The organism is Geobacillus sp. TFV-3 (assembly GCF_009901865.1).
In the GTDB taxonomy this organism is placed as follows: Bacteria; Bacillota; Bacilli; order Bacillales; family Anoxybacillaceae; genus Geobacillus; species Geobacillus thermoleovorans_A.
Window position 1 is genome coordinate 2,595,405 of record NZ_MPSP01000001.1, and the last position, 18,441, is coordinate 2,613,845.

Here is an 18,441-nt window from a genome sequence, read left to right on the forward strand (position 1 = left end):
GTTGTTTTTCGACATTTTTCGCCTTATCAGTCAAAAGGAGAGTATATGCCTATGCATATACTCTCCTCCGCATCTCTCAAGAGAACGGTTACTCAACATACGCCCATTTCAAGCTGTAGTCGGCGCCGAACGTGTGCGTGACGAAATCTTTGACGTACTCGCGTTGCAAATACGCAGCGCCGCGTTGGTACAGCGGAGCGATCGGCATTCCTTCAAAGACGATTTTTTCTGCTTTCAGCATCGCATCCCAACGAGCTTGTTGATCGTTGGCAAGCGTCGTTTGCGCGTCTTTGATCAGCTTGTCGTACTCAGGATTCGACCAACCCGTCTCGTTGTGCGGGCTTGTCGACGTCCAAAGCTGCAGGAACGTCATTGGGTCTTGATAGTCCGGGCCCCAGCCAGAGAACGACAAGTCATATTGCATGCTGCTTTCGAGCTTCAGTTTTTGCGCAAATGGTTGCTGCTTGATGTTGATCGTCAAGCCCGGCAAGTTTTGTTCAAGCTGCGCTTTCACATACTCGCCGATTTTCTTCGCGTTGTCGGTGTCATAGTTCAACAGCTCAAGCGTAAATTTGTCTTTGCCCAGCTCTTTTTTCGCTTGCTCCCACAGTTTTTTCGCTTCATCCGGATTGTAATTGACCAAATCGCCATTCACATCGCGGAAGTCTTTGCCGTCCGGACCGGTGACGAAGTCTTTCGGAACGGTGAACTTCGCCGGAATTGAACCATTGTTCAGCAGCGTATCGACCATCGCTTGTGTGTCGATCGCCATCGCAATCGCTTTGCGGGCATTGACGTTGTTCAACGGTTCTTTTTTCGTGTTCATGCGCAGCCAGTAGAGCGACGGATCCAATTTCGTGTGGAAGTTTTTGTCGTTTTTGTACTTGTCGACGAACTCCGCCGTCAAGCCGACGCGGTCCGCTTGCTTCGTTTCATACAAGTTGACCGCTGTCGCCGTGTCTTTCACGACTTTCACATTGACTTTTTCCAGCTTGACGTTGTCTTTATCCCAGTAGTTCGGGTTTTTCGTGTACGTCCAGCCTTGTTCATGCTTCCACTCGCTTAACACGAACGGGCCGTTGTACAACGTCGTGTTGGCTTCAAGGCCGTATTTCTCGCCTTGCGCTTTCACAAATTTTTCGTTTTGCGGCATAAACGTGCCAAACGCTGTCAAGCCGACGAAATACGGAACCGGGTTTTTCAGCTCGACTTTAAGGGTGTAGTCATCAAGGGCTTTGACGCCGACTTGGTCAAGCGGCACCTTGCCTGTGTTGGCTTCTTCCGCGTTTTTAATGTCGTACATAATGTACGCATATTCCGATTTCGTTTTCGGATCAAGCACGCGCTTCCAAGCGAATTCGAAATCGTGCGCCGTCACCGGATCGCCGTTTGACCATTTCGCGTCTTTGCGGAGCTTGAACGTGTACGTTTTGCCGTCTTGGCTCACTTCATAGCTTTCCGCAATCCCTGGCACCGGCTTGTTGTCTTTGCCTAAACGGTACAGACCTTCCATGACGTTGTTCAACACAATGAACGACACCGCATCAGTGGCGAGCGCCGAATCAAGCGACGGGATTTCTTGGCTTTCAAGCAAGTTCAGCACCTGCTCCTTCTTCTCCGCCGGCTTTTCGCCGCCCTGGCCGCCTTGGGCGTTGTTGTTGTCCTTGCCTCCGCCGCACGCTGCGAGGAACGTCGACAGCGCGAGAAGCAGGACGAGGAAGAAAGAAAATCGCTTCTTCACTAAAAAACCCCCCTTAAATTTTATGTAGCGTATTACAAATCTTCTGAACCATTTGGTTTCAGAAGATTGTACTTACATCGCTTATTATATCCTGTGTTAGTATATTTGAAAAGAATTTTTTTATTTTCTTAAATAAAAAAATTTCAAACTACTTACAAACGGGATGAAGATCGGATTGCATTCTCATCTGCATTGTAACGACTTTTGTCACAATTGTAAATAAAAAATTTCTGCCTACAGAAAAAAGAAAACGCTTACAATATAATTTTTTTGTCCTCCCTCTCAGCTTCGAAGCAAATCTCTCCTGAACTTCCATATTTCTTCTATATTTTTTAATATAATTTTGTTAATAATTTTGACAACCTTCCCGCCTACACGGTTTATGATAAAATAAAAATGACAGCAGAAAGGCGGGAACAATGACATGAAACAGATCGCTGTTCGAACCGGATGGCTCGTCGCCGCGATGCTGGCGGTGAGCGCACTCATCGTCGCGGGACAAGGTGCATGGACCACGGTGGCCTTTATTAACATTTCGTTTTTGCTCTCCCTTTTGCCTCTGTCGCTCGGCGGGCTTTTGTTTGTTTATGAACGCGGGTTTTTCAGCGGATTCGCATACGGGTTTCGCCGATTGCGCATGAACAGAACGAAGGTGGAGCGGTATCTTGAGGAAGCGGCAGCAGAACATGAATCGGATGAGCCGCTCGGTCCGCGGCGTTTCGCCATCACGTATCCGCTTCTCTTTTCTGGTCTGCTTCTGTTTCTGGCGATGATTGCCGCCGGATATGCCGTGCAATAAGGTTGCAACAGCTGAATGTTTTCCGTATAATGTAAGGCAAATGTAGGATAAACTAAGCGATGAGAAAGAAGAGTACATATGGCGATGCCTTCAGAGAGCTTGTGGACGGTGCGAACAAGCGGCTAGCCATATGGAATGGGCTTTCGAGCTTCCCGCTGAACCGGCGGCGCAGTAGGCGAGGACGTTTCTCCGCGTTACAGGGGGCCATGCGCGAAGCATGGGCTGAGCGATTGCGCTTTTGGCGCAATAAGTAGGGTGGCACCGCGGTCCTACCGTCCCTATCAGAGGGATGGCAGGGCCTTTTCATTTTTCATTACCATCGAGGAGTGAGAACGATGAAAACGATTTTTTCCGGCATTCAGCCAAGCGGCGTCATCACCCTTGGCAACTACATCGGGGCGCTGCGGCAGTTTGTCGAGCTGCAGCATGAATACAACTGTTATTTTTGCATCGTTGACCAACACGCCATTACCGTTCCGCAAGACCCACACGAACTGCGGCAAAACATCCGTCGCCTCGCCGCTTTGTATTTAGCAGTCGGCATCGACCCGACGCAGGCGACGTTGTTCATTCAGTCGGAAGTGCCGGCGCACGCTCAAGCCGCATGGATGTTGCAGTGCATCGTTTATATCGGGGAACTTGAGCGGATGACGCAATTTAAAGAAAAATCGGCCGGCAAGGAGGCGGTCAGCGCCGGACTGCTCACGTATCCGCCTCTGATGGCTGCTGACATTTTGCTTTATAACACAGACATCGTTCCGGTCGGCGATGATCAAAAGCAACATATCGAATTGACGCGGGACCTTGCCGAGCGCTTCAACAAACGATACGGGGAGCTGTTCACCATTCCCGAGGCGCGCATTCCGAAAGTCGGCGCCCGCATCATGTCACTTGTCGACCCGACGAAAAAAATGAGCAAATCCGACCCCAACCCGAAGGCGTACATCACACTGCTTGACGATGCGAAAACGATCGAAAAGAAAATCAAAAGCGCGGTCACCGACTCGGAAGGAACGATTCGCTACGACAAAGAAGCGAAACCAGGCATTTCGAACTTGCTCAATATTTATTCGACGCTATCCGGCCAATCGATCGAGGAACTGGAGCGGCAATACGAAGGAAAAGGATACGGCGTCTTCAAAGCCGACCTCGCTCAAATGGTCATCGAAACGCTTCGACCGATTCAAGAGCGGTATCACCATTGGATGGAAAGCGAGGAGCTTGACCGCGTGTTGGATGAAGGGGCGGAAAAAGCAAACCGGGTGGCATCGGAAACGGTGCGCAAAATGGAGCAAGCCATGGGGCTCGGGCGGCGGCGGTAAATACCCCCATCCAGCGAAGCCATACAAAAACGGGCAGGCGCCTATCGCCTTGGCCCGTTTTTTAATTGACTTTCGGTTCTTGTTCCATTTCCCACAGTTTTTCGAAAAATGGGTGCCCTTTGATCAAGTTTTCGCACAGTTGCTCATGTCGTTCGGACCACCCGTATTTCGTCTCGTTATACAATTGTTCCCACGCTTCATCAAAAGACATTTTTTGAATAGCGGCGTATTTTTCCGGCGCCCATTCCGTATACCAATAGCGCATCTGGGCAGTATTTTTTGTCGAATAAAGCTGGTCAAGCGCCATAAACAGCAGCTGTTTCAACTGCCGCTCTTTGCGCGTGAGTCCGCACATCAGTTCCGGCGCCGGCGATAAAATGTGGTATTCTTTTTCATACTTCGGCAGCGGATAGTCCTGTTCCTCCGCTTCGGCTGCCATTTCGTAGACGAGTTGTTCCTGGCGCGGAATGAGGCGGCTTTTGCGAATCGGGATTTGATAACCGATTGTATCGACAGCCAAAACGCCGGCGCCGTCCGTGACAACGAAACAATAGTCCAACTGAATGCGTTCATGGTTTTTGCGGACATACGCCTTCTGATGCACATCGTCTAGCAGCGGTTTCGGAAGGTCGGACAAACTGTTTTCAATGTAATGAAACAGGGCCGGGGATACTTTTAACAGCGGCACTTGGTCGAGCAGCTCGATTTGATCATCCTTGCGCCATTCGTGAAAATGACAGACGTTGTATCCGTTCTCTTCGCCTTCAAACCAGTTGACCCAAATGTCGTGCAGATAAAGCATGCGAGACCCCTCACTTCCAGACGTGTTTGTCCATCAGTATAGGCAGGGGAGGGGAATTTTATTCCATTTCGTCCTCTTTTCCCCTCTAGGGGCTGCGGCTTGGAAACGTCAAGCTCCCCCACATCAAAAGAAGGCCAATAGGGAATAAATAACATTCCACCCTTGTCGAAATATAAGATAAATATTCGCTAAAACCGCGCTCTGGAGTGATGATGTTCAAATAGGCGATCACCATCATGCCGCCGACGACCGAAAAACCGAAGCCGACCAAATAACAAAACAGGCGGACCACCGGGCTTTCCCTTCCTTCTTGTCCACGTCCTTGTTCTACATATATGTCGGCGCCATGGACAACATGCCTGTTTGCGCCCGATGCCCCCTAAGATTCTTGTGATCACCGGACAGCGTCGGTCACCATGCGGTTTCGAGCTAAGACGCTCCTTGATGTTCGCCTGAAAAGCCCGCCAACTCTGCGATGTCTTTCGCTTCCATCGTCATCAATTGGGCGAGCGAATATCCTCTTTCTAGGCAACGACGGACGATGGCATACCCAACGGCATAGCCCCCCATTTTCGGCTGCCATCCAAGTCCGTACAAAATTCGGGAAGTATGTGGATGCGAAACAGGCAAATGGTGGTTCGGGACAATATAGCGCCGCCAAAACCGTTCCATCTCTCGATCGGTGTAATACTTCGTCCAGACCGCGCACTGCTCGACGCCGACCATCTCGGCGACGGCATGTTCCGCCAATCCTTCCATAACGACTGCATCCAGCAACGTCGCATCTTCGCCTTCATTCGGCAATTGTTTGAGACGGCATACATGGTTGTATTCATGCACCACCAACGCAGCGATCTCCTCGTCGCAATGATCAGGCAACAAGAAGAAAAACAATTTATCGGCAAACGCCACCCCGCCTTTTCCTTGGAACTCGCGCGCAAGCTTCCGATTTTCATCATCAGCCGGCAGCAAAAATACCGGAACGTCTGGTCCCTTCCATATCCGCCGTTGCCGTTCGTACAAACGGTCAAGACGTTCCCAAAGACGGCGCTCTTTCATCTCCGGCAAAAGCCGCGCGGCCTGCCGGGCGCTTCGGTACATGCCATACAGCCGTAAATAGCTGTAAATCTCACGCGCCGGCATCTTGCCAAAAAGTGGCGCCAACCGCGCGCACAACCGGAGCGGATCGCCTTCATCCTCTTCCAGCCATCGATCGGTCGGAAGCAATCCCATCGCTTTCCCTCCTTTTCTCTTACGTTATGTCGGCAGAGAAAAGACGGTGAAACAAAACAAAAAAGAGAGCCTGATGCTGAACCGAACCCGCCGTTAGTCACGCGTTTTCAGCTCCGCTCACCCAAGGCTCTCCTTTTCATCCATTACGCATATTTTTTAAAAATCAATGTCGCATTATGGCCGCCAAATCCAAATGAGTTGCTTAAGACCGCGCGCACGTCTTGCTTGCGCGCTTCATTCGGCACATAGTCGAGGTCGCATTCCGGATCCGGCGTTTCGTAGTTGATCGTCGGCGGAATGATGCCGTCGCGGATCGCCAGCACGGAGAAAATCGCTTCCACCGCGCCGGTCGCCCCGAGCAAATGCCCGGTCATCGACTTCGTCGAGCTGACAGCGAGCTTATACGCATGATCGCCGAATACTTCTTTGATCGCCGCCGTCTCATACTTATCATTGTACTCGGTGCTCGTGCCGTGGGCGTTGATGTAATCGATCTCCTCCGGCTTTAGGCCAGCGTCATGAAGCGCCTGGCGCATCGCCCGCACGCCGCCTTCGCCGCCCGGCGCCGGCGCGGTGATATGGTACGCGTCGGCGGTCGCACCGTAACCGACAATTTCTGCGTAAATCTTCGCGCCGCGGCGCAACGCATGCTCCAATTCCTCAAGAACAACGATGCCCGCTCCCTCACCCATGACGAAACCGTCGCGGTTTTTATCGAACGGACGGCTCGCCGTTTTTGGATCTGGATTGGTTGAGAGAGCCGTATTGGCGCAAAAACCGGCGAACGACATTTTCGTAATGGGCGCTTCCGTCCCGCCAGTGATCATAACATCGGCGTCGCCGCGCTGAATGACTTTAAACGCATCACCGATCGAGTTCGCCCCGGTCGCGCAAGCGGTCACCGTGCAAGAATTGATCCCTTTCGCTCCGAGGATGATCGATACTTGCCCAGCGGCCATATCCGGGATCATCATTGGCACGAAAAACGGGCTCACTCGGCGATAACCGCGCTGCTGGAAAATCTCAAACTGCTGTTCAAACGTCTCCATGCCGCCGATGCCAGAACCGATCCAAACACCGACCCGTTCAGCGTTGCTTTCATGAATGTCGAGATTGGCATCTTTGACCGCCATGAGCGCCGCAGCGACGGCGAATTGGGTAAATCGGTCCATCTTCCGCGCCTCGCGGCGGTCGATAAACAGCGACGGATCGAAGTCTTTCACTTCCGCCGCCACTTTCGCCGGAAAGTCGTCCGGATTGACGCGGGTGACCACATCGATGCCGGACTGGCCGGCGATAATGTTTTTCCACGTCGTTTCTGCGTCATTCCCAAGCGGGGTGACGGCGCCTATGCCTGTCACGACGACTCGTCTTTTTTCCATCGTTTCCGTCTCTCCTTTTATTTCGATAATATACGTGCCGTTAACGGCCCCAGCGCAAAGCGATCGCGCCCCACGTCAGCCCGCCGCCGAATCCGACCATAATGATGAGATCATCGTCATGGATTTTGCCCGCTTCCAACTCTTCGACAAGCGAAATCGGAATGGATGCGGCCGACGTGTTGCCGTACCGACGGATCGTGGTCGATATTTTCTCTTCCGGCAGCTCGAGCCGCTGTCTGGCCGCTTCGACGATGCGAATGTTCGCTTGATGCGGAATGAGAAAGTCGACATCGTCTTTCGTGAGCCCTGCTTTCTCAAGCACCCGCACGCTCGACTCTCCCATTTGCCGGACGGCAAACTTGAATACTTCGCGGCCGTTCATGACGATATATTCGTCTTTGTATAAATGTTTTCCTCCTGTTCCGTCAGCTCCTAATTCGAAAGATAAAATGCCGCGTCCGGGAGACACCGGACCCATGACAACCGCTCCGGCGCCGTCGCCGAACAGCACCGCCGTGTTGCGGTCGGTCCAATCGGTGATTTTCGATAGTTTGTCCGCCCCCACTACTAATATATACTTGTAGACGCTGGTGTCAATAAATTGGGCGGCCGTAACCATCCCATACATAAACCCCGCGCAGGCGGCGCTAATATCAAGCGCAGCGGCATTGACAGCGCCAAGCCGCTCTTGAAGCATGCAAGCGACCGACGGAAACGGACGGTCCGGAGTGACGGTGGCAACTAAAATGAGATCAATATCCTTCGCTTCCATGCCAGCGTCTTGAAGCGCCTTTTCTGCGGCAAAATACGCCATATCAGACGTATCGATATCATCCGGAGCGATGCGGCGCTCCTCGATCCCGGTGCGCGTCCGGATCCATTCATCCGATGTATCCATCATTTTTTCCAAATCAAAGTTGGTCAACACTTTTTCCGGCACATAGCGGCCGACCCCGATAATTCCTGCTCCCATATCATCCATCTCCTCTTTCTTTCCCAAAATGGAAAAAAACGCTCACACTGACCACCAAACTTGAATGTACAATCAGTCTACATCACCAATTATTATTACTTGGTACTAATTTTAGCCGAAAGAGCACGGATGCGCAATAGAAAACGAAAGTTGAACCAGCACTTTCCGTGCCCCTAAGTCATTTGTCCAAACCGCTTTTTCCTTTGTGCCATACAATACAAATACGAGCAACCATCGCATGAAAAGGAGGATCACCCGTGGCCAACGGCGAAGCACAAGAACAATATTCCGAACGAAAGGACCGTTTTTCTCGATTAATGTTCGGTTATTTTCCTTCTCGCGCAACCGGCGAGCGCGAAGATCAAAGGAACGGGACAGAGCCGCCTTTACTGCCGAACATCGATTTCATGAAGCTGTTTGAAAACGTCAATACGCTAGCCGACTCATTGCAACAATTAAAACCGCTCGTGAAAAAGATCACCTCGCTCGTCGACTTATTGAAAAAATAGCAGACGCAGCGATCGATGCGTCTGCCCTTGTCGTTTACGGGAGTTCATTGTATTGGCAGAAAAATTGCCCGATTTGCCGAGCCAGTTGGCGCCGTTTCTCCGGCAGCTCGTAAACGACGCGCACCCGGTTGTTTGTCGTTTTCATCCATTGTTCATATTTACGGGTATGCAAGGCGGATGGATACGGACTTACTCCGGCCAGTTGCCAAATCGTCACCGGAACGTCATGAAGACTTAGAAAGAGGGACGGAACAGCCTCCAGCACCTCTTCTTCTTTCAAGCCATAGGCAGTTGCGATTTCCTTCACCATCCGCCGGTACACGAATGGATGTTCCTGTTCATAGTCAAGCTGGGCGCGTACGTCAAGGCAGGGGTTGATCATGGCGACGGCGCGGATTTGGCTTGGCATGGCGCCAAGCAACTGCAAGGCGACGAGCGCGCCCATTCCTTCGGCGACGATGTAGATGCGCTGGTTCACAATTTCGCTTTTCAACACCGAGTAAATGAGCTGGCGCGCCAGTCGGACCGCTTTCGGGCTTCCCCAATGCCGACCGTACAAATGGGACGAAAAGACCGTATACCCACGCTCCAGCCAATCATCCAGCCATTGGCGCCGCCCCGGATGCTCGAGCCAAAAACTCGTCTGTTCATTCACAAAATGATCGCCGTCGCCCATTAAAAAAAGGGCAAACCCATTGGGGCGCTCCGGCACGTGAACGATGCACCATTGCTCATCGAGTTGAAAAAACCGCCGTTGTCCTGCCATCGTTTCCGTTCACCCTTGTTTGGCAATGCATAATGGTACAGTATACGATATGCGCGGCTGAAAAAAACGTCCGGGTATATGCCTACGCGGCAAATTGTGATAAGATAAAAAAAGAAATGACGCGAAGATGGGAGGGACAAAGATGCGCTTGTTTTGGACGTTTTTCTGGACGTTTTTGCTTGTGCAAATGGCGACGTACGTCATGGGCTCGATGCAGGGCATCGGCTACAACTTCGCAACCGGTGCTTTGCTTGGCGTCATCGTGACGATCTTAGTCTTCGTAATTGCAGCCTTGATTCCGGACGAGCCGGCCGGGGATCACCATCATTGATCATTCGCTTTATAAGACAACGCCTTGGGACGAAAAAACCCCAAGGCATTGTTTTTTGATGAACGGTCCATCCCCCATTATGTTTCGCGACTATATAGATGCAGCGAAAACGTTTAACATATCCTTGATGGAAAAGCGGCTTGTCCATTTTTGACTGTCGAAGGCAAGCCGCGGGCTTCTTCGTCACGCCTTGACGTGACGGAAGACCGAACAACCACCTCTTCACAGACCCATACATGGGTGTGGAATCGGCGCTGTTCGGTCGATCGACAGTCGATCCAATGCTCGGTAAAAGCTGCAAAAGGTAAAGCTTCAAATTGCATCTATATAGACACCGCTGTCACGTTCAACCCGCCTGCACCGACGGGCGAATGACCAGTTTCCCGTTTTCCGCATCGACGATGACGGTGCTGTAATCTTTCACCCGCCCAGCGATCAGCTCTTTGGCGAGCGGCGTTTCGATTTGCTTTTGCATAAACCGTTTGAGCGGCCGAGCTCCGTATACCGGGTCAAAGCCCGCTTCAGCGATGTATTGCTTCGCCGCTTCGGTCAGCGCGAGTTCGATATGCCGATCGGCCAAACGGGCCGACAGCTCGCGGGCGAACTTTTCGACGATGCCTTTCACTTCATTCATCGACAATGGCTTAAACAAGACGATATCGTCGATTCGGTTTAAAAATTCGGGGCGGAAATGGGCGCGCAGTTGGTCGAACACTTGTTTGCGCGTTTCTTCATCAATGTCGCCATGTTTGTTTTCCAACAACAGCGGCGATCCGATGTTCGATGTCATAATGACGACGGTGTTTTTAAAGTCGACCGTCCGCCCTTGCGAATCGGTGAGCCGTCCGTCATCAAGCAGCTGCAGCAGGATGTTGAACACTTCCGGATGAGCTTTTTCGATTTCATCGAACAACAGAACGGAATACGGCTTGCGCCGCACCGCCTCGGTCAGCTGGCCGCCCTCCTCATAGCCGACATAGCCGGGCGGCGCTCCGATCAAGCGGGAGACGGCGTGTTTTTCCATATACTCGGACATGTCAAGACGGATGAGCTGCTCCTCACTGTCAAACAGCGCCTCGGCGAGCGCTTTGGCAAGTTCCGTTTTGCCGACGCCGGTCGGTCCGAGGAACAAAAACGATCCGATCGGGCGGTTTGGGTCTTTCATGCCGGCCCGCGCCCGCAAGACGGCGTCAGCGACAAGCTCGACCGCTTCGTCTTGACCGATGACCCGTCTATGCAGCAATTCATGAAGGCGAAGCAGCTTTTCCCTCTCTCCCTCGACGAGGCGGGTGAGCGGAATGCCCGTCCAGCGCGACACGATTTCGGCAATCTCTTCTTCCGTCACTTCCTCGCGCAGCAATTTCCCTTCACTTTGCTCACTGATTTCTTCCTCGAGCTGTCTAAGTTGCTTTTCCAACTGCGGAATGCGGCCATGGCGAAGCTCCGCCGCCTTGTTTAAATCATACTCGTTTTCCGCCTCTTCCAGTTCGCGTTTTGCCCGCTCGAGCGCCTCGCGCAAACGACGGACGCGGTCAAGCGCTTCTTTTTCTTTTTGCCATTGCGCTTTCATGGCGTTCGCCTTTTCACGCAAATCGGCAAGTTCTTTTTGCAATGCCGCAAGCCGCTCGCGGCTCGCTTCATCCGTTTCTTTGCTTAAGGCCGCCTCTTCAATTTCAAGCTGCATGACACGGCGCATCACTTCGTCCAGCTCCGACGGCATCGATTCCATTTCCGTCCGAATCGTCGCGCACGCTTCATCGACCAAATCGATCGCTTTGTCAGGCAAAAAGCGGTCAGAGATGTAACGGTCGGACAAAACGGCGGCCGCGACGAGCGCGCGATCGTGGATTTTCACTCCATGGTGCACTTCATACCGCTCTTTCAATCCGCGCAAAATCGAAATCGTGTCCTCAACGCTCGGCTCTTGGACAAGCACTTGTTGGAAGCGGCGCTCGAGCGCCGGGTCTTTTTCGATGTATTGCCGGTACTCATCAAGCGTCGTCGCCCCGATGCAGCGCAGCTCGCCGCGGGCAAGCATCGGCTTGAGCATATTGCCGGCGTCAATCGCCCCTTCCGCTCTGCCAGCGCCGACGATCGTATGCAGCTCGTCAATAAACAAAATGATGCGGCCGTCGCTTTTTTTGATTTCGTTCAATACCGCTTTCAGCCGTTCTTCAAATTCACCGCGAAACTTCGCTCCGGCGACGAGCGCGCTCATATCAAGAGCGAAAATCGTTTTGTCTTTCAGCCCTTCCGGGACGTCTTTGCGCACGATGCGTTGAGCGAGCCCTTCGACAATAGCGGTCTTCCCGACGCCCGGCTCGCCGATCAACACCGGGTTGTTTTTCGTCTTCCGCGACAAAATGCGGATGACGCGGCGAATTTCACTGTCGCGGCCGATGACTGGGTCGATTTTTCCAGCTTTCGCTTCCGCGACAAGGTCGCGCCCGTATTTTGCCAACGCTTCATAGGTTGCTTCCGGATGCGGACTCGTCACGCGTTGATTCCCCCTTACGTTTCTCACTGCCGCTAATAGTGCTTCCTTCGTCAGTCCAAACGACGCCAGCTGCCGAGCGACCGGCTCGGCGCCATGAGGCAACGCGAGCAGCACATGTTCGACCGATATGTACTCGTCTTGCATTCGCTTCGCTTCGTTTTCCGCCTCCTCAAGCAACCGCGCCAAGGCGGGCGCAACATACAGCTGCCCGTCCACCCCATGCACTTCAGGCTTTTGGCGAAGCTGGCTGCGAAGCCAGTCAGCGGCCTTTTCCTTGTCGGCGCCGGAAAGCTCCACGAGCCGCGGCGCCAAGCCGCCTTCTTGTTCGAGCAACGCAATCAGGAGATGCTCGACATCAAGCTGTTGATGATGTCGTTCTTTGGCGAGCGATTGCGCCGCCATGAGCGCCTCTTGCAGTTTTTCCGTCAAACGGCTTGCATCCATGCCGTCCCCTCCATTTGACCTTCTTTGACCATAAATCATTATAGCGCATCGCGAAGTGCATGGCAAATGAAAAGCCACTCCATACTTGGAATGGCTTTTGTTGTGCTTCACGGTTTGCGCAAATACGTCCAATGCCGGTTATGGTTCGACGTTTCGGGGAACGTATCGCCAGCTTTCAGTTTCAGCTTTTTCGGATGTTTTACGTTGTCGCCCGTTTCGCCGATTTCAATGTACACACCGTTGTTCGGCGCTTTATCTCCTGGTTTGAAATGGCGTGGTTGGCCCATTTGTTTCATCCCCCTTGCTTCGATTGCATTTGTTAGCATTCCCGGTTCCGCCGCTGTTCATAAGAAGGGAAATGATGGGGGCCGCCGCACACGAAGACTCAAGCCTTTCATAATAAAAACGTTTTTTCCTCATGGAAATCCTTTTCCTTGCGAAGAGCGAAAAAGGAACTCCCGAAACGGGAATTCCTTTTTCCTATAGGATCGACACTAAAATCGCTTTTTGCGCATGAAGCCGGTTGCCGGCTTGTTCAAAGACGAAGGAGTTCGGGCCGTCCATGACGCCGGCCGTCACCTCTTCGCCGCGATGGGCCGGCAGGCAATGCAAAAAGAGGTAATCCGGCTTCGCTGCTTTGACGAGCTGTTCATTCACTTGGTACGGCTGGAATACTTGAAGCCGCTCGGCGCTTTCGCTTTCCTGGCCCATGCTCGTCCATACGTCTGTATAAATCGCATCGGCTCCCGCCGCTGCCTCAAGCGGGTCGTGCGTCACGACAATTGTTGCTCCGGTTTTCTCGCCGATCCGGCGCGCTGACTCGACGTATTCCGCCTTCGGCTCATAGCCCGGCGGACAGGCAATGGAAATATCCATTCCCACTTTGGCTGCGGCCGCAAGCAAGGCGTTGGCGACGTTGTTGCCGTCGCCGACATAGGCGAGTTTGACGCCTTGGAACGTTTTTTTCACTTCATAAATCGTCAGCAAATCCGCCAACGCTTGACACGGATGATCATCGTCCGTCAACCCGTTGATGACCGGAACGGACGCATATTCGGCCAGTTCTTCCACTTTTTGATGAGCAAACGTCCGGATCATAATGACATCGACGTATTGCGACAAGACGCGCGCCGTATCCGCCATCGTTTCGCCGCGGCCAAGCTGCAAATCGTTGCCGTTTAAATACATCGCCTGGCCGCCGAGCTGGATCATGCCGACTTCAAACGACACGCGCGTGCGCGTTGACGGCTTTTCAAAAATCATCGCCATCGTTTTGCCGGAAAGCGGCGCATACGGCACGCCGGCTTTTTGTTTCGCTTTTAAATCGGCTGCTAGCGCCAACAAGTCCATAATTTCGTCTGTTGAAAAATCGAGCAGCGTTAAAAAATCTTTCCCTTTTAATGACAACACTGCATTCATGCGATCACCGCCTGTTCTGCTTGTTTTTTCTTTTCCAACCAGCCGTGGATCGGCTGCACATCAAGATGATCAATATCGAGCGCCTGCAAGAAAAGCTTCACCGTCTCGCATTCCGTAAAGACGAGCAATTGTCGGGACAACGCAGCCATTCGTTTGTTTGCCTCGTCTTCCTCTTTGCCCAAGTTGATCACCGCGAGCGCTGCGTCGCGCTTCACCCACTCGGCAAACGGGAGATCAGACACGATTACAAGTTGTTTCGCTTCGATTTCCGCTGCCAGTGCCTCATCGATGCCGCCGATCACATACACTTCATTGGCGTTTGCTTTCTTTCGCAAGTAGGCATAAAACGCTTTGTACGCCGCTTCTTCCTTCGTCGCGGCGATGCTGATGCCTTCGCCGGTCGATTTCATCTCCGGCCCGACCATCGGGTCAATCCCCGGCAACTTATGGGTTGAAAAGACGGGATACTTTAACACGGCGTACGGCATGACCGCCAATCCGCGCGCTTTTTCGTCAACGATGTCGACGAGTGATTTCCCAAGCAATAACTTTGTCGCAATTTGCGCCAGCGGCACGCCGGTCGTTTTGCTGACGATCGGCACCGTCCGGCTCGCGCGCGGGTTCACTTCAAGGACGTATACATTGCCGTCCGCAATGACGTATTGAATGTTCATGATTCCTTTAAAGCCAAGTTTTTTCGCAATCCGGCCCGCATAGTCGATGATTTTCGCTTTTTCTTCGTCTGTGAGCGTCTGCGCCGGCAGCCATGCATAGCTGTCGCCGGAGTGGACGCCGGCTTTTTCGACATGTTCGATAATCGTCGGCAGGAAAATGTCCGTCCCATCCGTGGCGATGTCGGCCTCCGCCTCTTTCCCTTCCAAATACGCATCGATCAAAATCGGATATGCCAACTCGCCTTGCTCAATCAAAGCGGCGAGCTGCGCCTCGCTATGGACGATAAACATGCCGCGGCCGCCGATGACATACGACGGGCGAAGCAGCACCGGGCAGCCGATCTCGGCCGTTTTGGCGGCGAGCTCCTCGGCGTTGTTCGCCATCAAGCCCGGTACGTGCGGGATGTCAAGTTCCTCAAGCAACTGGTAAAAACGATCGCGATCCTCAAGCTGGTCAATCATATCGTACGTGACGCCCAACAGCGGCACACCTGCTTCTTCGAGTCCTTTGACCAAATTGATCGCCGTCTGTCCGCCAAACTGAACGATGACATGCTTGATTTGTTCCGCTTCAATGACATCCAAGACGCTCTCTAAGGTGAGCGGCTCAAAGTAAAGGCGGTCGGCGACGGCAAAGTCCGTGCTGACGGTTTCCGGATTGTTGTTGATCATCACCGTTTCATAGCCTTCTTTTTGCAAGGCGAACACGCTATGGACCGAGCTGTAGTCAAACTCAATGCCTTGGCCGATGCGGATCGGCCCAGCGCCGATGATCAGCACTTTCTCCTTGCCGCTCGCTTTCTTCCGCTCGTCTTCGCCGAAATAGGTCGAGTAGTAATAATCCGTTTCCGAATGAAATTCGGCCGCGCACGTGTCGACCATTTTGTATGATGGCACAATGCCAAGTTCCTTCCGCTTGTTGCGCACATCAAGCTCCGTCACGCCCCACGTTTCGGCCAAAAAGGCGTCGCTAAACCCTTTTTCTTTCAAAAAGCGGAACGTCGGCTCATCGATCGTGTCGATTGTGGTGGCTGCCGCCTGTTTTTCGAGCGCCACGAGCCGCTCGAACGAACAAAGGAAAAAGCGGTCAATTTTCGTCCATTCATGAATCGCCTCAACCGTCACCCCGCGGCGGAGCAGCTCCAAGATGGCGAAAAAGCGGCGGTCGTCTTTATCGACAAGCAGCTGCTTCAGCTCGTCATTCGTTTTGGCCTCAAGCTCCGGCCAAAACAGCCCGTTGTTTTTCCCTTCAAGCGACTGCACCGCTTTTTGGAACGCCCGCTCCATATTACGGTCGATCGCCATCACTTCCCCGGTCGCTTTCATTTGCGTGCCGAGCTTCCGGTCCGCATTCGGAAACTTGTCAAACGGCAGGCGCGGAAACTTGACGACGACGTAGTCCAAGGCCGGCTCGAAGCTGGCGTACGTCGTTTTTGTCACCGGGTTGACGAGCTCCGCGAGCGTGTAGCCGACCGCGAGCTTCGCCGCAATGCGGGCGATCGGGTAGCCGGTTGCTTTCGACGCGAGCGCCGACGAGCGGCTGACGCGCGGATTGACTTCGATCAAGTAATATTGTTTGCTGTTCGGGTCAAGGGCGAACTGAATGTTGCAGCCGCCGATGATCCCTAATGCGGAAATGATTTTCACCGCCGACGTGCGAAGCATTTGGTATTCCTCATCCGTCAACGTCTGCGACGGTGCGACGACGATCGAATCGCCCGTATGGATGCCGACCGGGTCGACGTTTTCCATATTGCAAACCGTAATGCACGTATTCGACTGGTCGCGCATCACTTCGTATTCAATTTCTTTAAACCCGGCGACGCTTCGTTCGATTAAACATTGGCTGATCGGACTTTCGGCAAGCCCTTTTTCCACGAGAGCAAGAAACTGCTCCATGTTTTCTGCGATGCCGCCGCCCGTCCCGCCGAGCGTATACGCGGGACGAATAATGATCGGAAAACCGATTTGTTCAGCAAACGCGACCGCTTCCTCGACGCTCGTGACAATTTCGCTTTCCGGCACCGGTTCGCCAAGCTCATGCATCAACGCGCGGAACGCTTCGCGGTCTTCCCCGCGCTTGATCGCTTCAATCGGTGTTCCGAGCAGTCTCACCCCATACTTTTCAAGCACCCCGGATTCATGCAGCTGAAACGCCAAGTTGAGTCCGATCTGGCCGCCAAACGTCGCCAGCAGCCCGTCCGGACGTTCCTTGGCGATGATCGCTTCGACCGCATCGACGGTGAGCGGCTCAAAATACACAGCATCGGCATGGACCTCATCGGTCATGATCGTCGCCGGATTGTTGTTCACTAAAATGACGCGGTATCCTTCTTCCTTTAAGGCGATGCACGCTTGTGTGCCGGAATAGTCAAACTCGGCGGCCTGACCGATGACAATCGGCCCCGACCCAATCAGGAGAATCGACTGAAGCGAGGAATCTTTAGGCATATACTTTCTCTCCCTTGAACACGGTTTGCAAAAATTCGTCGAAAATATAGCCGGTATCTTGCGGCCCCGGATGCGCCTCCGGATGATATTGCACCGACAAAATCGGTTTATGGCGATGAACGATTCCTTCGACCGATCCGTCGTTGACGTTGATGAAGCGGATGTCAAACGGCGTGGCCACTAGGCTCTCTTCTTTCACAACATAACTATGGTTTTGCGACGTCATCATCACTTGTTGCTTCACGGCGTCCCACACCGGCTGATTGGCGCCGCGGTGCCCGAAGCGGAGTTTTTCCGTATCCGCCCCGTACGCCAAGGCGACAAGCTGATGGCCAAGGCAGATCGCCAGCGTCGGATACCGGTCGATGAGCCGGCGAATGGCTGGAAGCTGAGCGCGCAGCTGCTTCGGATCGCCCGGACCGTTTGAGAGGACAAGCCCGTCCGGCTTCAGCGCGTCAATCGCTTCCGGCGCCGTATCATGCGGCACAACGGTCACTCGGCAGCCGCGTGCAAGAAGCGACTGCAAAATCGATTTTTTATAGCCAAAATCGATCAGCACCAAATGCGGTCCGCTTTGACCATGCGTCTCCATCGTTTTCGTCGACACCGCGCGCACTGGAAACGCCGCTTCCTCATCAGCAACTGCTGGAATCGGCGACAAACTTAATTCCGCCATCATCGTCCCAGCGGTGCGGATTTCTTTCACAAGGGCGCGCGTATCCACATGCGTCAGGAGCGGAATGTTCCAATGCCGCAAGTATTCCGCCAAACTGTATTTCGCCCCGTAATGAAACCCTTCTCGGCTTGCCTCATAGACGACGACTGCTTCCACATGCGGCCGCTTGCTTTCAAAATCGTCTTCATTAATGCCATAATTGCCGATCAGCGGGTACGTAAACACGATGATTTGGTTTTTATACGACGGGTCGGTCAACACTTCTTGATAACCGGTCATGCCGGTGAAAAAAACGATCTCCCCGCTCACCGTTTTTTCCAGCGGAGCGGCGAGCTCGCCGCTGAACGTTTTTCCGCTCGCCACATGCAAGTACGCTTTCATTAGCGCCACCTCATCGTTTGAGTTTTTATAGCCGTTTTAGA

Annotated in this window: 16 protein-coding genes and 1 other annotated feature; of the genes, 4 read left to right on the forward strand and 12 right to left on the reverse strand. The window is 53.0% G+C overall.

What is annotated here, in order from left to right:
* Positions 1-88: 88 nt before the first annotated feature.
* The gene (locus BJQ97_RS13085; protein WP_160156911.1) at positions 89-1,741 is read right to left on the reverse strand and encodes a peptide ABC transporter substrate-binding protein; all 1,653 of its coding nucleotides are present in this window, start codon (positions 1,739-1,741) and stop codon (positions 89-91) included.
* A 424-nt stretch (positions 1,742-2,165) separates the two neighbouring features.
* Here BJQ97_RS13085 and BJQ97_RS13090 point away from each other — a divergent pair, with 424 nt between their 5' ends.
* Complete coding sequence (locus BJQ97_RS13090) at positions 2,166-2,540, forward strand: DUF3899 domain-containing protein (RefSeq protein ID WP_160156912.1); 375 nt, start codon at positions 2,166-2,168, stop codon at positions 2,538-2,540.
* A gap of 50 nt (positions 2,541-2,590) precedes the next feature.
* Positions 2,591-2,823 (forward strand) — a binding site (T-box leader).
* A 52-nt stretch (positions 2,824-2,875) separates the two neighbouring features.
* A complete protein-coding gene (trpS, locus tag BJQ97_RS13095; RefSeq protein ID WP_160156913.1) occupies positions 2,876-3,862 on the forward strand; it encodes a tryptophan--tRNA ligase in 987 nt (328 codons plus the stop codon).
* Between the two features lie 61 nt (positions 3,863-3,923).
* Here trpS and BJQ97_RS13100 read toward each other — a convergent pair whose 3' ends face one another.
* The 5 genes from BJQ97_RS13100 to BJQ97_RS13120 form a co-directional block, all read right to left on the reverse strand.
* Positions 3,924-4,664, reverse strand: coding sequence for a YjbA family protein (locus tag BJQ97_RS13100; RefSeq protein WP_160156914.1), 741 nt, complete (start codon positions 4,662-4,664; stop codon positions 3,924-3,926).
* Between the two features lie 85 nt (positions 4,665-4,749).
* Positions 4,750-4,956, reverse strand: coding sequence for a YuzI family membrane protein (locus tag BJQ97_RS13105; RefSeq protein WP_160156915.1), 207 nt, complete (start codon positions 4,954-4,956; stop codon positions 4,750-4,752).
* A 137-nt stretch (positions 4,957-5,093) separates the two neighbouring features.
* Positions 5,094-5,897 carry a DUF2268 domain-containing putative Zn-dependent protease gene (locus tag BJQ97_RS13110; RefSeq protein ID WP_160156916.1) on the reverse strand — a complete coding sequence of 268 codons (804 nt, stop codon included), beginning with the start codon at positions 5,895-5,897 and terminating at the stop codon, positions 5,094-5,096.
* A 143-nt stretch (positions 5,898-6,040) separates the two neighbouring features.
* Positions 6,041-7,279: a beta-ketoacyl-ACP synthase II gene (gene fabF, locus BJQ97_RS13115; protein WP_160156917.1), complete on the reverse strand. Its 1,239-nt coding sequence runs from the start codon at positions 7,277-7,279 to the stop codon at positions 6,041-6,043.
* 40 nt (positions 7,280-7,319) lie between these two features.
* Positions 7,320-8,252, reverse strand: coding sequence for a beta-ketoacyl-ACP synthase III (locus tag BJQ97_RS13120; RefSeq protein WP_160156918.1), 933 nt, complete (start codon positions 8,250-8,252; stop codon positions 7,320-7,322).
* A gap of 257 nt (positions 8,253-8,509) precedes the next feature.
* Between BJQ97_RS13120 and BJQ97_RS13125 the strand changes: the two genes are divergently transcribed.
* Positions 8,510-8,761: a hypothetical protein gene (locus tag BJQ97_RS13125; protein ID WP_160156919.1), complete on the forward strand. Its 252-nt coding sequence runs from the start codon at positions 8,510-8,512 to the stop codon at positions 8,759-8,761.
* Between the two features lie 34 nt (positions 8,762-8,795).
* Here BJQ97_RS13125 and BJQ97_RS13130 read toward each other — a convergent pair whose 3' ends face one another.
* Entirely contained in the window at positions 8,796-9,527 is a 732-nt protein-coding gene (locus BJQ97_RS13130) for an alpha/beta fold hydrolase (protein WP_160156920.1), read from the reverse strand.
* Positions 9,528-9,669: 142 nt separating this feature from the next.
* On the opposite strand from BJQ97_RS13130, the gene BJQ97_RS13135 reads away from it, so the two are divergent.
* The gene (locus BJQ97_RS13135; protein WP_011230302.1) at positions 9,670-9,858 is read left to right on the forward strand and encodes a YjzD family protein; all 189 of its coding nucleotides are present in this window, start codon (positions 9,670-9,672) and stop codon (positions 9,856-9,858) included.
* A 346-nt stretch (positions 9,859-10,204) separates the two neighbouring features.
* On the opposite strand, the gene clpB is transcribed toward BJQ97_RS13135, so the two are convergent.
* The 5 genes from clpB to BJQ97_RS13160 form a co-directional block, all read right to left on the reverse strand.
* On the reverse strand, positions 10,205-12,799 hold the full coding sequence (clpB, locus tag BJQ97_RS13140) for an ATP-dependent chaperone ClpB (RefSeq protein WP_160156921.1): 2,595 nt from the start codon (positions 12,797-12,799) through the stop codon (positions 10,205-10,207).
* 107 nt (positions 12,800-12,906) lie between these two features.
* Entirely contained in the window at positions 12,907-13,086 is a 180-nt protein-coding gene (locus BJQ97_RS13145) for a YjzC family protein (RefSeq protein WP_011230299.1), read from the reverse strand.
* A 193-nt stretch (positions 13,087-13,279) separates the two neighbouring features.
* On the reverse strand, positions 13,280-14,218 hold the full coding sequence (argF, locus tag BJQ97_RS13150) for an ornithine carbamoyltransferase (RefSeq protein ID WP_160156922.1): 939 nt from the start codon (positions 14,216-14,218) through the stop codon (positions 13,280-13,282).
* A complete protein-coding gene (locus BJQ97_RS13155; RefSeq protein ID WP_160156923.1) occupies positions 14,215-17,343 on the reverse strand; it encodes a carbamoyl-phosphate synthase (glutamine-hydrolyzing) large subunit in 3,129 nt (1,042 codons plus the stop codon). The genes argF and BJQ97_RS13155 overlap by 4 nt, the downstream gene beginning before the upstream one ends.
* Positions 17,336-18,400, reverse strand: a complete 1,065-nt coding sequence (locus tag BJQ97_RS13160) for a carbamoyl phosphate synthase small subunit (RefSeq protein WP_160156924.1) — start codon at positions 18,398-18,400, stop codon at positions 17,336-17,338. The genes BJQ97_RS13155 and BJQ97_RS13160 overlap by 8 nt, the downstream gene beginning before the upstream one ends.
* Positions 18,401-18,441 lie beyond the last annotated feature (41 nt).